This is a genomic window from Streptomyces sporangiiformans, from assembly GCF_005768555.2.
Classification (GTDB): domain Bacteria; phylum Actinomycetota; class Actinomycetes; order Streptomycetales; family Streptomycetaceae; genus Streptomyces; species Streptomyces sporangiiformans.
In genome coordinates, this window is the sequence record NZ_VCHX02000147.1 from 1 (window position 1) to 14,334 (window position 14,334).

The window sequence follows — 14,334 nt, forward strand, 5'->3', positions numbered from 1 at the left end:
CGGCACGGCCACAGGCCGTGCCGCCCTTCGGCGTCGATAGCCCTCGTGGACTCAGGACTCGCGAGGGCGACCCATGACCTGGGGGAACGCCGCAGGGTCCGCGTCGTAACCGTGGACGCCCGGATAGAAGGTCCATTCACCGGAGTCGTCGCGCACGAACTCCGCGACCGTCGCGGCTGTCGCGCCGAGGACGCCGCCGAAGTCGTCCTCGGCCAGGACGGTGTACCCCTCACGGATGCGCAGCGCGGGGCCGTGGACGGTGACGAAGGTCTTCTTGCCGGTCCGCTGCTGTATGGCGACGCCGACCACCACGCGCGCGTAGCGGCTGTCGAGGCGGTTGAGCTCCAGGACCATGACCTCGTCCCAGCCGAATCCCTGGCCGGTCTTGCTGTCGCGGTCGAGGGTGATGGTGCCGTCCGGGGAGCGGCTGTCGAAGTGCACGACATAGTCGGGGTCTCCTTGCGGATCTGCCGCCAGGTAGGTCGCCGCGACGAGGTCGAGGTCAGTGGGCGCCTCACCCGTGGGACTGGGGTCCCACTTCACCGCCACCTCGACCTTGCGGATGCCCTTGTTCACCAGTTCTCCTCCCCGTCCCGCGGTGCTTGCCGCCTCAACCGCCATATCTTCGTGGCGAGTTGCCCATCCTGTCACGGGCGCGGGGACGCTCGCTCGGGTGCACTCCGCCGGAGTGTGACCGCCGCCACGCTCCGTGGCCTTACGATGGCGCGGTGCTGGTCAAGTGGATTCGCTGCACCGTGGTGGACCGCCGCGGTTTTGAGCGGGGGCAGCGAAAATGGGCGGGGCTTCTGGGGGAGCCGGGGTTCAGGGGACAGGGCGGGGGCTGGAGCCGGGGGCGCCCGGGAGTGGCCCACGTCTTCGCCTTCTGGGAGAGCCGTGCGTTCTACGACTCCTTCATGGCCCGCTCCCATGATCGGCTGGCCGCCGCGCAGTCGGGCACGTTCAAGGATCCACACATCAAACTCTTTGATCACCGGTTCGATGTGAAGACCGGCTTCGAGCCGCGCTTCACGGATGCCGACCTGGTGCGGGTGGCGCACTGCCGTGTGCACGAAGAGAGAGCCGAGCACTTCGCGCTGATGCAGGAGAAGGTGTGGAATCCCGCGATGGCCGGCTCGCCCGGCATGGTGCGCGGCCTGTTCGGCGAGGCGCCCGGGCATGAGTTCCTGGTCCTGTCGATGTGGCAATCGGCCGCCGAGCACGGCAAGTACCGCGTCGAGCGCGTGGAGCGGCTCGCTCTGAGGGCCCAGATAGAGGCGGACGTCGCGGCTCTCACGGGCGACATCGTGGAGCTGGAACCGAGCTGGACGGTCTGAAAGGGCCGTATCTGTGTGACATACGCTGTATGGAGCCCGTAGGGGTGCTCGATCGACGCTGAACCGATCTAGGGTTTTGGCATGGCACGACCACGGCGCATCGTCCTCGTCCGGCACGGAGAGTCGGCGGGCAACGCCGATGACTCCGTGTACGAACGCGAACCCGACCACGCCCTGCCACTCACCGACGCGGGATGGCAGCAGGCGGAAGAGACCGGCAAGCGGCTGCGGGAGGTGTTCGGCCGCGAGCGCGTCAGCGTTTATGTCTCTCCGTACCGGCGTACGCACGAGACGTTCCGCGCCTTCCATCTCGACCCAGAGCTGGTACGCATACGCGAGGAGCCGCGGCTGCGTGAGCAGGACTGGGGAAACTGGCAGGACCGGGACGACGTACGCCTGCAGAAGGCGTATCGCGACGCGTACGGGCACTTCTTCTACCGATTCGCGCAAGGGGAGTCCGGCGCCGACGTGTACGACCGGGTCGGCAACTTCCTGGAGAGCCTCTTCCGCAGTTTCGAGGCGCCCGACCATCCGCCGAACGTGCTGCTGGTGACCCACGGTCTGGCCATGCGGCTGTTCTGCATGCGCTGGTTCCACTGGTCGGTCGCGGAGTTCGAATCACTGTCGAATCCCGGGAACGGCGAGATGCGCATGCTCGTGCTCGGGGAGGACGGCAAGTACACGCTGGACCGGCCGTTCGACCGCTGGCGTGATCCGGAACCGTACGGAGCCACCGGATAGAGTGCGGGGCGATGACCGCTGACTCCGATTCCCCTCCCGCCGGGCGCCTGGACCGCGCCCTGGCCAGCCTGCGCGGACTCGCGGTGGGGGATGCGCTGGGCTCGCAGTTCTTCGTGCCCGAGAACTACCCGCTGCTCAAGCGTCGCGCCCTGCCGTCCGGCCCCTGGCAGTGGACCGACGACACGGAAATGGCCTGCTCCGTCGTGGCCGTTCTGGCCGCACACCGCCGTATCGACCAGGACGAGCTGGCCCGTTCCTTCGCGGAGCACCACGACTTCGACCGGGGCTACGGGCCGGCGGTCAACCGGCTGCTGCGACTGGTCCGGGAGGGCGGCGACTGGCGCGAACTGGCCTCCGCCCTCTTCAAGGGACAGGGCTCCTGGGGGAACGGCGCGGCGATGCGGATCGCTCCGCTGGGTGCCTGGTACGCGGACGACCCGGAGCAGGCGACGCACCAGGCGGAGATCTCCGCGTACCCCACGCACCAGCACCGTGAAGCCGTGGCCGGTGCCATGGCCGTGGCCGCGGCCGCCGCGCTGGCCGCCGCGCCGGGAGGTCCGCCCAGCGCGCAGTCGCTGCTCGACGGGGTCGTCGCCCTGGTACCGCGCAGCGCCGTGGGCGCCGGACTGCGGCGCGCCCGGGACATGCTCGACTACGGTGACGCGACGACGGTCGCCGCCGTCCTCGGCTGCGGGCGGCGCACAAGCGCGCATGACACCGTGCCGTTCGCCCTCTGGTCGGCCGCGCGGGCCCTCGGGGACTACGAACAGGCCTTCTGGGCGACCGCCCAGGTGGGCGGGGACGTGGACACGAACTGCGCCATCGTGGGCGGTGTGCTGGCCGCCGGGAAGGCGGGGGCGCCCCCTGCCGAGTGGGCGGAGCGGACTGAGGCGTTGCCGGGCTGGCTGCGGGCGGAGGGCGCGGAGTAGGTCGCGTACGGTGCCGGGGGCCCGCAGGGGCTGGCGACACCGCGTCTTCCCTGTTTCTCCTGGCACAGACATCGGCGACTGTCACAGACCTGCCACAGAGCACCCACGCCCCACTTCGTCGGATGTTCCGCGGAATACCCTGTCCGCCACGCCGCTCGTTGATCATCCCGAGCGTGCCACGACGAGACACACCGGTCCCCGGGCTTCCGCCGCAGCCATCTGCCGCGCGCCGCGCGCGGGCCGGTCGGGAGGGGGTCCCGTGTCCGACACGCCGTCCGAGGCCGAGCCGAGAGGGCCGGAAGCGGAGGATGGGGCGGTTGCCGAGGGGAGTACCGCTGCCCTGAGCAGGAAGTCCGCCCTGGACACCGATGAGCCGGAGGACGCCGTCCCGGCGTCCCATTCCGGCGACGTGTCGTCGAAGGGCACGCCCGGCCGAGGGGGTTACGACGAGGACGACTCCGGCGAGGACGACTTGGGCGAGGACGACTCCGACGAGGACGACTTGGGAGAGAACGGCTCCGCCGGGACATACCCCGTCGCCAGGTCCTCCTGGTCGTTCGCCGAGCTTCAGGCGGAGCCCCCGGCCCCGGTCCGCACCGCCACCCTTTGGGCCGCCCTGGCCACCGGCGTACTGAGCATGCTTCTGCTCGGCGACGGACTGGCCCTCAACCTCATGATGGTGGCGATTCCGGCCGCGCTCGCCGCGTACTGGGCCGCCCAGGCGGCCGGCCGGCGTCCACGCCGCTGGACGCTCGTCTGGGGCATGGGCGGGCTAGCCCTGCTGGCCGTGCCGGCCCTGCGCGACGCCGACTGGCCGTCGTTCCTCGCGGTCGTGGCCGCGCTGGCCGTGGGCTCCCTGGCCCTGCACGGAGGCCGTACCTGGCCCGGAGTGCTGCTCGGCCCGATCGGTCTCAACACCGCGATCCTCACCGGCCCGGCCTGGGGGTGGCGCGGCCTGCGCGAGCGGACCGGTGGCGCCCGCGGCAACCTGGGCCCGGTGCTGCGCGCGCTCGCGGTGGCGGCGGTTCTGCTGCTGGTCTTCGGTGCGCTGTTCGCAGGGGCCGACGCCGCCTTCGCGGATCTGCTCGGCGGACTCGTGCCGGACGCGTCCGTCTCCGGCGGCCCCTGGCACGTCGTACTCCTCGTACTGGGCGTGGTCGGGGCCCTCGCGGCGGCGCACGTGGCCGCCGCGCCCGTCCTGTGGGACCGCATCGAGGTGCTTCCCGGCCGGGCCCGTGGCCGTCTCGAGTGGGCACTGCCTCTCATCGTGCTCGCGACGCTCTTCGCGGCTTTCAACGCCGTCCAGCTCGCTGTCCTGTTCGGCGGATACGACGCCGTGCTGGAGGAGACGGGCCAGACGTACGCCGAGTACGCGCGCCAGGGCTTCTGGCAGCTGCTCATGGTCACACTGCTCACCCTGCTCGTCATCGTCGTCGCCCTGCGCTGGGCTCCGCGCGACGGTGCGCGCGACCGGAGGCTCGTGCATGGCGTGCTGGGAACCCTGTGTGTCCTGGCGCTCGTTGTGGTGGCATCCGCGGTGCGACGTATGCACATGTACGTGGAGGCCTATGGACTGACGCGGCTGAGGATCTCGGTGGTGACCGTGGAGGTCTGGCTCGGTCTGGTCATCGTGCTCATCATGGTGGCCGGTGTGTGGGGCGCCCGCTGGCTGCCGCGCGCCGTCGTGGCCAGTGCCGCCGGGGGTGTGCTCGTCTTCGGGCTCGCGTCACCGGACGGTCTGGTCGCCGAGCGCAACGTCCAACGGTACGAGGCGACGGGCAAGTTCGACCTCGCCTACGCGCGCGGCTTGTCCGCGGACGCCGTACCGGCCCTCGACGAGCTGAAAGAGCCACTTCGCTCCTGCGCTCTTGAGTCCATCGCGAGGGACTTGAGGCGGGAGAGCGAACCCTGGTTCGCCACCAGCTGGGGCGAGGTCCGTGCCCGAGGCATTCTCGACGACCGGCCGCTGTCGGCCAAGGCGGACTGGCGCGAGTGCAATCGGCTTCAGACGGAGCTTCTGTACCGCTGAGGCACCGGCTGCACGGATTGCGTACGAGCTGCCAGGGAACGCGGGAACGTACGGAGGCCGGGCCGGCGTCCCGAGGACGCGGTCCGGCCTCCGTACGTTCCCGCGGCAGCGTCAGCCTCCGCGGCAGCNGTCAGCCTCCGGCGGGGCCGGCGGTGCCCGCGAGGGCGTCGAGGTCGCTCTTGCGGACCCGGATCACCAACGCGGCGGTCACCAGGGCCAGTACGGCCATCGCGGCGGCCGGTATGAAGGCGGTGGATATGCCCTGGGACAGCACTTCGTGACCCCACGGCGCCGGCAGCTGCTGCGTCTGCGCGAACTCCGCCTTCTGCTCGGGCGAGGCATTGGCCATGAACGCGGGCAGTTGTTTCTCCGCCTCATCACGGCTGGCCGTGCCGAAGACCGTCGTCAGGATGGAGAGACCCAGCGAACCGCCCACTTGCTGCGTGGCGTTGAGCAGGCCGGACGCCGCGCCCGCCTCGTGCTGGGCGACACCGGAGACCGCGGTGAGGGTCAGGGTCACGAAGTTCAGACCCATGCCGAAGCCGAACACCAGCATCGGGCCGAGCACTCCGCCGATGTACGAGCTGTCGGGGCTGATGAAGGTCTGCCAGCTCAGTCCGATCACGACGAGCACCGAGCCGACGAGCATGAACGGCTTGGGGCCGAGCACGGGCAGGAACCGCTGCGACAACCCGGCGCCGAACGCGATCGCGACCGTCACCGGGAGGAAGGCCAGGCCTGCCTCGATCGGGGTGTACCCCAGTACGTTCTGCACGAAGAGCACGATGAAGAAGAACATGCCGAACATCGCCGCGGCCAGGCTCAGCATGATCACATACGTGCCCGATCGGTTGCGGTCGGCGAACATGCGCAGCGGCGTGATCGGTTCCCTGGCCCGGGACTCGATCAGTCCGAAGGCCAGCAGCAGGACCACCGCCGCTCCGAAGGACCCAATGCTGAGGTTGTCCCGCCAGCCCTCCTCAGAGGCCCGGATGAAGCCATAGACGAGGGACGCCATGCCGGCCGTCGACGTCAGCGCGCCCGCGAAGTCGAAGCGTCCCGGATGCCGCTCGGACTCGCTGATGTAGAGGGGCGTGAGGAACGCGATCAGCAGGCCGATGGGTACGTTGACGAAGAGCACCCAGCGCCAGTCGAGCCACTCGGTGAGCATGCCGCCCGCCAGCAGGCCGATGGCGCCGCCTCCGGCGGAGACCGCGGCGAAGACACCGAACGCCCTGTTGCGTTCGGGGCCCTCGGGGAAGGTCGTGGTGATCAGCGCGAGCGAGGTGGGCGACGCGATCGCGCCCCCCACGCCCTGGAGGGCGCGCGCCGCCAGCAGCTGCCAGGGTTCCTGTGCGAAACCGCCGAGCAGCGAGGCGAAGGTGAAGAGCAGGATGCCGGCCATGAAGACCCGGCGACGACCGAGTATGTCGCCGGCCCGGCCGCCGAGCAGCAGCAGACCGCCGAACGTGAGTGTGTACGCGCTGACGACCCAGGTGAGGTCGGTCGTGGAGAACTTGAGCGCGTCTTGTATGTGCGGGAGCGCGATGTTCACAATCGTCGCATCGAGTACCACCATGAGTTGGCAGGCAGCGATGACGGTGAGCGCGATGCCGGGGCGCCCCTCCCGGCGGGCCGCCCCCGGCTTCTGGTTTTTAGTCAATTGAGAGGTTGTCACTATGGGTCCCCCACAAGTGCGTTAGTGAACGCTCGCGTCCACTGTCGCGTCAAAGGTAGTGAGTCCCCTTCAGTGAACGCAACCGTTCACTGGATTACTTCCGTGCCGCTTCACCGGACAGCCCGCTTTCCCCGAAACCCCCGCTCCCCCCATGCTCAACGGAGAAACTCACATGGCTACTTCGCACTGGACGGCCGCCCCCGCTCAGACGGCCGCCCCCGCTCAGACGGCCTCCTTCCGCCGACGCGGCGTCGTGCTCGAACGCGCGATCCTCGAGGCGGCGCTCGAGCAGCTCGGCACGGTCGGCTGGAACGGTCTCACCATGGAGGGCGTCGCCGCGGTCGCCCAGACCGGCAAGGCCGCGGTCTACCGTCGCTGGCCGTCCAAGGAGGATCTCGTCGTGGACGCGCTCCGGTTCGGGCTGCCCACCTTTGAGGACGCGCCCGACCTCGGGAACGCACGCGAGGAACTTCTGGAACTCTGCCGCCGGGTACGCGGGGCGATGTTCTCGCGCCCAGGTTTCGCCCTGCGTTCAGTGCTTCACGAATGCGATTTCAGTGCCGCTGAACGCTTTCACGCCGTGATCCTCGAAGGGGTCGTGGAGCCGGGGGTGCGGCTGGTGCGAGAGGTCATTCTCCGTGGTATCGAGCGGGGAGAAGTGCGGCCCGACGCGGCGAACTCCTATGTCTTCGACGCCATCCCGGCCATGATGATGTACCGCTCAAAGGTGTGCGTGAGCGAATGGAGTGACAAGGATCTGGAAGAGATGATCGACCAGATGATGGTTCCACTGCTGCGGCCGGCCGGAGCGTGAGGTCGCCCGGGGAAACCTCGGTGTCGGACCGGGGTTGGCGCGGCGTAGGCTAAGGGCGTCATGCCGTACGAAGCACCCACCCACACTGTCGAGCGCTCCTTGCGCGCCACCACTGGAGCGAAGGTCATTGCCGGTGTCGACGAGGTGGGGCGCGGCGCGTGGGCCGGACCGGTCACCGTCTGCGCGGCCGTCACGGGACTGCGTCGCCCGCCCGAAGGTCTCACCGACTCCAAGCTCCTCACCGTCAAGCGACGCACGGAGCTCGCCGGGGAGCTCTTGAGCTGGGTGACGTCGTACGCCCTGGGGCATTCCTCTCCGGAGGAGATCGACAGCCTGGGGATGACGGCCGCACTGCGGCTCGCTGCCATACGCGCCTTGGAGGCCCTGCCGGTCCGCCCCGACGCGGTCATCCTCGACGGGAAGCATGACTATCTCGGCACTCCGTGGCGGGTACGTACGGTGATCAAGGGCGACCAGTCGTGTGTGGCCGTCGCGGCGGCTTCGGTGATCGCCAAGGTCGAGCGCGACAAAATGATGGCCGAACTGGGTATCGACCATGCAGACTTCGGTTTTGCGGCCAACGCCGGGTATCCGTCACCGGTGCACAAGGCCGCGCTGGAGTTGCGGGGCCCCACCCCGTACCACCGGCTGTCGTGGGCGTATCTTGATGCGCTGCCCCAGTGGCGGCACCTCAAGAAGGTCCGCAGCTGGGCGGACGGAAGCGTTCCGGAGATCGAAGGTCAGCTCGGCTTCGATTTCTGACGTCTCCGCTCGCACTCATGTGCCACCCGCCGAGGCGCGTCGCACCGGCGTTTGATAAAAATCAGCTCATGCCTCTCATTCCCGAGGAGCCTCAGATTCACGAGAGTGCCCAGGGTCCCCGCGCCACTCCGGCCAGCGGCCGTAGCGCGCCGACCCCCCGCCCCGTACCCGGCCCCCGTCCCGCGGCTCCGCCGCGTCCCGGCCGCCCGGGTCCCGTCCGGCCGATGCCGCCGGCGCAACGTGCGCCGCGCGACACGCCTGTGGCCAAGCCGGAGCCGTCCGCTTCGGCGGCCCCCGCCGCTGCCTCGACTCCGCAGATCCAGCTGATCCCGGCCTCGGTCGAGGGGGCGCTGGACGCTGCCGAGGAAGCGGTCGATCTGCTTCTCGATTCGGGCCGTGCCCCTGGTGAGGTGCTGGTGATCACCACCGGCGAACCGCACCCGTGGGCCGCCCACGAGTTGTCCTTCGGCGACGCCGCGTACTGGGCGCAGCACGACGCGGGCGACGACGTCTTCTACACCGACGCCTCCCTCGTCGCCCGTGCCGCGTCTCGCCCCGTGGTCGTCGTGGCCGTCAACGGCGGATCCGACACTGTCGCCGCCACCGCCCTGCCACTGGCCCACGGCCGAGCCGGCGCCCTGCTGATCGTCTGCGGCGACCCGCAGAAGATCAACTCGGTGTTGGGCGCGGGAGTCTGACCGAGGCATCCACGGGTGGCGGCATGCCGCTGTGGCGGCTTTTGCACGGTGGATGGTTTGACGTGTGCCGCACGGGGGACGTGTCGGCGCGGGCGCCGTTGAGTCATGTGGCCATGTCCACGTGTCCATATGGACGTTCTGTCCATATGGACGTTCTGGGGGTGGCCATCACATGCCGCGGGGAGGTTGATGGCGAGCCCTGAGGCTGTGTGCCGCGTGGGAAACGCCGGTGCCGGCGGCTGCCGGTGCCGACGGCTGCGTTGCGTCGGCTCAGCGGGCGGCCGCTCGGCGCAGCACCTCGGAGGCGGCGCCCCCGGCGCGCGGCTGCGGTGTGTCGGCCGCGGCGAACGACTCGAAGGATTCCGGTGGTGCGTCCGCGTTGGGCCGACGCCCGCCGCGTCCCTCGCCCAGCACCTGCCAGCCGTCACTCGTCAGCGTGATGTACGCCCCGCAGCGCAGTCCGTGCAGAGTGCAGGCGTCTCGGAGCCCCCACATCCAGGCTCCGTCCTCCTCCGTCCAACGCGCGTCGCCCTCGCGGCAGTAGAGCAGCACGGCGGTACGCACCGGGGTGCGGCGCCGCAGGTCGTGCGGGATCACCCGGCGCAGCTGTGCGAGCAGCGAATTGCGGAACATCCAGCCGTCCGCCGGAGCCGGGCGACGGGTGAACGAGGCGCTCGCCGCGAGTCGTTCATCCGGATCGAGGACAGCCACGACCGCGGTCGCGGGCCGGGGGCGGTGCCGGGAGTGCAGCCCGCTGACGACCTCCCGGGGATTACGCAGCAGCGGAATCCCCGCGGCGGCCCACTCCGCGGGTTCGAGCATCCGGGCCAGGGGGTTGGCGGAAGCGGCGGACGTCGACATCGATGCCGCCGAGGACGGAGCGAATCCGAAGGTCACGGTCCTCCCTTCGGCTACGCGCCCACACTGCGGGCGGGGTCGGACAGGGGGAGCGCACCGCGGCACAGCCCTAACGGGCGGCCTTGGACCGGCCGTGCGGGGCGCACCCCCAATTCTTCCTGTCGAACTTGGTTGCGGCAACGAGCAATTGGGACCACCGACCGTTATCTGCCGATGCGTCTCCTATATCCCTGCCCAGGGTTCTTCATAGCGACGCATGGGTCAGTTCTGTACGGCGAGGACCAGCGGCAATACCGCTTGCGCACCGGCCCGTCGAAGCATGCGCGTGGCCACCGCGAGTGTCCAGCCGGTCTCCGTCATGTCATCGACGAGGAGTACGGGCCCCTGGGCCTGCGCGAGGGTTTCGGCCAGGGCGGTGGGCACGGTCAGGGCCCCATCGAGCGCCTTGAGCCGCTGTGCGCTGTTGCTCCTGGAGACGTGCGCGGCCGCGGCTTCAGCGGCGTACTCGAGGGAACCCAGCAGCGGCAGCCGTCCGACCTCGGCGATCCGCGCACCCAGTGACTGAATGAGACGCGGCCGGCTGTGCGAGGCCATGGTGACGACACCGACCGGGCGCGACTGCGCGTCGGGGCTTCCCGAAGCCCAGCCCCCTGGCCCCTTCGCCCAGTCGGCCAGCACTCCGACCACGGCCTTCGCCACATCGTCCGGAACGGGGCCGTCCGGAGCCTGGGGAGCGAGTATCGGACGCAGCCGGTTGCCCCAGCCGATGTCCGAGAGGCGTCCCAAGGCCCGCCCGGACGCGGCCTGTTCACCGGCCGGGATCCGTCCCTTCAGGTTGACGCCGACGGCGGGCAGACCCGTGGGCCACATCTTCCGGGGCTCGACCTCGACACCCGCACGGCCGAGCTCACCGCGCGCCGAGTCCAGAGCGGTGGGGGAGACCGAGTCGGTGAACCGGGGACCGGCGCAGTTGTCGCAGCGCTCGCAGGGGGCCGCCCCCTCGTCGTCCAACTGCTGCCGCAGGAACTCCATCCGGCAGCTGGTCGTCGAGACGTAGTCGCGCATCGCCTGCTGCTCGGCGGAACGCTGCTTGGCAACCCACGCGTAGCGCTCCGTGTCATATGTCCACGGGGCGCCCGTGGACATCCAGCCTCCCTTGACCCGCCTCACCGCGCCGTCCACGTCCAGGACCTTGAGCATCGTCTCGAGCCGGGACCGGCGCAGCTCCACCAGCGGTTCGAGCGCGGGCAGCGAGAGCGGCCTTCCTGCCTGCGCGAGGGCGTCCAGCGTGTGCCGGACCTGCTCCTCGGGAGGGAAGGCGATGGAGGCGAAGTACTGCCAGATCGCCTCGTCCTCCTTACCCGGCAGGAGCAGGACCTCGGCATGCTCCACACCACGCCCGGCGCGCCCCACCTGCTGGTAGTACGCGATCGGAGACGACGGCGACCCCAGGTGCACCACGAAGCCGAGGTCGGGCTTGTCGAAGCCCATGCCCAGTGCGGACGTCGCGACCAGGGCTTTGACGCGGTTGGCGAGCAGATCCTCCTCGGCCTGTTGACGGTCCGCGTTCTCCGTCTTCCCGGTGTACGACGCCACGGTGTGCCCGGACTGCCGCAGGAACGCGGTGACCTCCTCGGCGGCGGCCACCGTGAGCGTGTAGATGATTCCCGAACCTGGCAGTTCGGCGAGGTGCTCGGCGAGCCAGGCCATGCGGTGCGCGGCGTCCGGCAGCCGCAGCACACCGAGGCTCAGGCTCTCCCGGTCCAGAGGGCCGCGCAGGACGAGCGCGTCCGTGCTGCCGCCGGTGCCCAGCTGCTCGGCCACATCAGCCGTCACGCGCGCGTTGGCGGTCGCGGTGGTGGCCAGGACCGGAACGCCCGGTGGGAGATCGGCGAGCATGGTGCGCAGCCGACGGTAGTCGGGCCGGAAGTCGTGACCCCAGTCGGAGATGCAGTGCGCCTCGTCGACCACGAGGAGGCCGGTGGCCGCGGCGAGCTTGGGCAGTACCTGGTCGCGGAAGTCGGGGTTGTTGAGCCGCTCCGGGCTCACCAGCAGCACATCGACCGCGCCTGCGGCCACCTCGTCCTGGATCGTGTCCCATTCCTCCGTGTTGGACGAGTTGATGGTCCGCGCCTGGATCCCCGCGCGCGCGGCCGCCTCGACCTGGTTGCGCATGAGAGCGAGGAGCGGGGAGACGATGACCGTGGGGCCGGCCCCCCGCTCCCGCAGCAGCGCGGTCGCGACGAAGTACACCGCGGACTTGCCCCAGCCGGTGCGCTGCACCACCAGCGCCCTGCGCTTGTCCGCGACGAGTGCCTCGATGGCGCGCCACTGGTCCTCGCGCAGCCGGGCCTCGCCCGCCTGGGCGCCGATGAGGCGGGCGAGAACGGTATCGGCCGCGGTGCGCAGGTCTTCGTTGCTCATGGCCCCATGCAACCCGATGGGTCGGACATCGCGCGAATGAGCCGGTCAGGCTGTGGACAGCTTCTGACGTGGTCATGGTCGTGGTTGTCCACAGGACAAAGCGGAATCTTGAGATCCGCGGGATGGTCACCGCATGACGAATCACAGCGAAGCGGCCGGGACTTCCGGCGACGGTGACATCGGCGCGCATGACGGGTGCGACGGGCATGACGGGTGCGACGCGCATGACGGGCGCGACGAGTATGCGGAAGCGGCCGAGCGCGGCGGGCAAGGCGGCCATGGCGGCCATGGCGAAGGTGACACCCATGCGGGCGGAGTCGCGGCCGATGTCCCGTGCACCGAGCAGCAGGTCACACTCCGTACTCCGGCGGAGCTGGCCGATGCCCTGCCGTACCTGCTCGGGTACCGGCCCGAGGACAGCATCGTGCTCGTCGCCCTGCACGACCGGGACGGGCGCGGACGGTTCGGCGGGCGCGCCCGGCTCGGCATTCCCGACCAGGCGGAGGACTGGCCGTCCGTGGCGGAGCAGCTCGCCCATGGGCTCGTCAAGGGAAGCGAACGCAGGGGCGCACCGATCGAGAGAATGGTCGCGTTCCTCTGTCAGGACCCCGAAGGCGGCGAGTCCGGCCGGGAGGTCATGGAGCGCCTCCGCCCGCTGGCGCAGTTGCTGCGCACGGCGTGCGGCGTTCTGGACGTCCCCGTGATCGAGGCCCTGTGCATCTCGGACGGCCGCTTCTGGTCGTACTGCTGCCCCAGCGAGCAGTGCTGTCCGTCGGCAGGTACTCCCATGGGACTGCCCGGTACCTCGGTGCTGGCCGCCGCCGCGACGTACGCCGGTCTCCAGGTGCGGGGCACTCTGCGTGAGCTGCGGGCGAGGCTCGCGCCCTGGGAGACCGCGGCGGCGCTGGAGCAGGAGTCCGCGCTGGACGCCGTGAGCCTGGCCCTCATCCCCAGGATCCTGGACGACGAGAGCCGCACGGACGTGGCGGCCCAGACGGTCGACCTGGCGGGTCTGGTCATGCGCCGGTTCACCGATGCCCCACCCGTGTCCGGAACACTCCCTGCGGACCTCCGGGACGACGAACTACTGGCCCACGACGAGGCCGCCACCCTGATCCTCGGCCTCCAGGACCGCACGACGCGCGACAGGGTGGCGGAGTGGATGGAGGGCGACGAGGCGGGACCCGCGCTGCGTCTGTGGCGGGCCCTGGCCCGCCGCTGCGTTGGCTCGTACGGCGAGCACGCCGCGGCGCCGCTCACTCTCGCGGGATGGGTCGCCTGGTCTTCCGGCGATGAATTGGAGGCGCGCGAAGCCCTGGCCATGGCGCTCGGCGCGGATCCCGGATATCTCTTCGCCCGCCTTTTGCACCAGGCGTGCAACGAGGGTCTGGATCCGGAGTCGATTCGCCGGTGCCTGCGCAGGGAGCGTGCCGAGCGCGGCGGTGCGGAGGCGAGGGCAGGAGCTGTGGTGTCCTCCGCGCCGGGGGCCGACGCGGAGCGGTCATCGGGGCATGTCCCGCCCGAGTCGACAAGGGCAGCTTCCCGGCGCCGACGCCGGACGCGGTCCACAGGGAGTGCCGGCAGCCGTCCGAACCGGCGTTCCGCCGAGAGGGGAGGCGCCGGCCGTCCCCGGCCGGCCGCGGACGCCTCCCCCGCGGCAGAAGGGCCCGTCCGCGCTGCCGACAGCACGGGCAGCGCTTCACGCTCCCGCAGGAGGCCCCGCCGTCCGGAGCCCCGTCAGGGGGCAAAGAACGACACATGAGGGCCGGAGAGGTACACGCGGCGGCGCGGGCGGCCGGGTGCCGGGCGCGTGTCTGTCTGCTCCGGGTGATCGGCACCGCGGTGGGGCCGTGCGGATCCACGAGACGGCTGTCGTCGTCGCCGCCCTGGCCGCCGCCCGCAACGAGAAGGAGGTGAGTTCGCCGCTGCGGGGCGAGTGCTGCGGGCGGCCTTCCGTCCCCGGTGGACTGCCGTCCGGCGGCCACGGCGACCGCCGTCGGGGTGCTCCTCGTCACCGCGCTCCGTGACGGTCCGTACCGAAGTGGATCAGCCACCCGCGCGACCGAT

Annotated in this window: 13 protein-coding genes; 9 read left to right on the top strand and 4 right to left on the bottom strand. The window is 70.5% G+C overall.

Translation table 11 applies throughout. The annotated features are described in order from the left end of the window. Positions 1-51: 51 nt before the first annotated feature. Entirely contained in the window at positions 52-621 is a 570-nt protein-coding gene (locus FGD71_RS22335; protein WP_119102278.1) for a TerD family protein, read from the bottom strand. A 107-nt stretch (positions 622-728) separates the two neighbouring features. On the opposite strand from FGD71_RS22335, the gene FGD71_RS22340 reads away from it, so the two are divergent. From FGD71_RS22340 to FGD71_RS22355, 4 genes are all read left to right on the top strand, one after another. Next, the gene (locus tag FGD71_RS22340) at positions 729-1,334 is read left to right on the top strand and encodes a YdbC family protein (RefSeq protein WP_119102279.1); all 606 of its coding nucleotides are present in this window, start codon (positions 729-731) and stop codon (positions 1,332-1,334) included. Between the two features lie 81 nt (positions 1,335-1,415). Then, positions 1,416-2,075, top strand: coding sequence for a histidine phosphatase family protein (locus FGD71_RS22345; protein ID WP_119102280.1), 660 nt, complete (start codon positions 1,416-1,418; stop codon positions 2,073-2,075). 11 nt (positions 2,076-2,086) lie between these two features. Then, complete coding sequence (locus FGD71_RS22350; RefSeq protein WP_119102281.1) at positions 2,087-3,004, top strand: ADP-ribosylglycohydrolase family protein; 918 nt, start codon at positions 2,087-2,089, stop codon at positions 3,002-3,004. 259 nt (positions 3,005-3,263) lie between these two features. After that, positions 3,264-5,033, top strand: a complete 1,770-nt coding sequence (locus FGD71_RS22355; RefSeq protein WP_420878335.1) for a DUF4153 domain-containing protein — start codon at positions 3,264-3,266, stop codon at positions 5,031-5,033. Positions 5,034-5,163: 130 nt separating this feature from the next. Here the strand turns inward: FGD71_RS22355 and FGD71_RS22360 are convergent, their stop codons facing one another. After that, a complete protein-coding gene (locus FGD71_RS22360; RefSeq protein ID WP_119102282.1) occupies positions 5,164-6,711 on the bottom strand; it encodes an MFS transporter in 1,548 nt (515 codons plus the stop codon). Between the two features lie 172 nt (positions 6,712-6,883). Between FGD71_RS22360 and FGD71_RS22365 the strand changes: the two genes are divergently transcribed. The 3 genes from FGD71_RS22365 to FGD71_RS22375 all read left to right on the top strand — a co-directional run bounded on the left by FGD71_RS22365 (position 6,884) and on the right by FGD71_RS22375 (position 8,985). Further along, complete coding sequence (locus FGD71_RS22365; protein ID WP_119102283.1) at positions 6,884-7,525, top strand: TetR/AcrR family transcriptional regulator; 642 nt, start codon at positions 6,884-6,886, stop codon at positions 7,523-7,525. Positions 7,526-7,585: 60 nt separating this feature from the next. Continuing rightward, positions 7,586-8,287 carry a ribonuclease HII gene (locus FGD71_RS22370; protein WP_119102284.1) on the top strand — a complete coding sequence of 234 codons (702 nt, stop codon included), beginning with the start codon at positions 7,586-7,588 and terminating at the stop codon, positions 8,285-8,287. 68 nt (positions 8,288-8,355) lie between these two features. Further along, the gene (locus FGD71_RS22375; RefSeq protein ID WP_119102285.1) at positions 8,356-8,985 is read left to right on the top strand and encodes a hypothetical protein; all 630 of its coding nucleotides are present in this window, start codon (positions 8,356-8,358) and stop codon (positions 8,983-8,985) included. A gap of 270 nt (positions 8,986-9,255) precedes the next feature. On the opposite strand, the gene FGD71_RS22380 is transcribed toward FGD71_RS22375, so the two are convergent. Next, entirely contained in the window at positions 9,256-9,882 is a 627-nt protein-coding gene (locus FGD71_RS22380) for a hypothetical protein (RefSeq protein ID WP_119102286.1), read from the bottom strand. Positions 9,883-10,104: 222 nt separating this feature from the next. Next, positions 10,105-12,267 (bottom strand): RecQ family ATP-dependent DNA helicase, encoded by a 2,163-nt coding sequence (locus FGD71_RS22385; RefSeq protein WP_119102287.1) that lies wholly within the window; start codon positions 12,265-12,267, stop codon positions 10,105-10,107. 133 nt (positions 12,268-12,400) lie between these two features. Here FGD71_RS22385 and FGD71_RS22390 point away from each other — a divergent pair, with 133 nt between their 5' ends. After that, positions 12,401-14,029 (top strand): DUF4192 domain-containing protein, encoded by a 1,629-nt coding sequence (locus FGD71_RS22390; RefSeq protein WP_119102288.1) that lies wholly within the window; start codon positions 12,401-12,403, stop codon positions 14,027-14,029. 88 nt (positions 14,030-14,117) lie between these two features. Next, the gene (locus FGD71_RS47480; protein ID WP_162931202.1) at positions 14,118-14,294 is read left to right on the top strand and encodes a hypothetical protein; all 177 of its coding nucleotides are present in this window, start codon (positions 14,118-14,120) and stop codon (positions 14,292-14,294) included. Positions 14,295-14,334 lie beyond the last annotated feature (40 nt).

Excerpts from the sequence above, each read along its gene's own strand:
- FGD71_RS22335 (WP_119102278.1), bottom strand. The coding sequence starts at position 621 with ATGGCGGTTGAGGCGGCAAGCACCGCGGGACGGGGAGGAGAACTGGTG.
- FGD71_RS22345 (WP_119102280.1), top strand. The coding sequence starts at position 1,416 with ATGGCACGACCACGGCGCATCGTCCTCGTCCGGCACGGAGAGTCGGCG.
- FGD71_RS22350 (WP_119102281.1), top strand. The coding sequence starts at position 2,087 with ATGACCGCTGACTCCGATTCCCCTCCCGCCGGGCGCCTGGACCGCGCC.
- FGD71_RS22365 (WP_119102283.1), top strand. The coding sequence starts at position 6,884 with ATGGCTACTTCGCACTGGACGGCCGCCCCCGCTCAGACGGCCGCCCCC.
- FGD71_RS22370 (WP_119102284.1), top strand. The coding sequence starts at position 7,586 with ATGCCGTACGAAGCACCCACCCACACTGTCGAGCGCTCCTTGCGCGCC.
- FGD71_RS22375 (WP_119102285.1), top strand. The coding sequence starts at position 8,356 with ATGCCTCTCATTCCCGAGGAGCCTCAGATTCACGAGAGTGCCCAGGGT.
- FGD71_RS22385 (WP_119102287.1), bottom strand. The coding sequence starts at position 12,267 with ATGAGCAACGAAGACCTGCGCACCGCGGCCGATACCGTTCTCGCCCGC.
- FGD71_RS22390 (WP_119102288.1), top strand. The coding sequence starts at position 12,401 with ATGACGAATCACAGCGAAGCGGCCGGGACTTCCGGCGACGGTGACATC.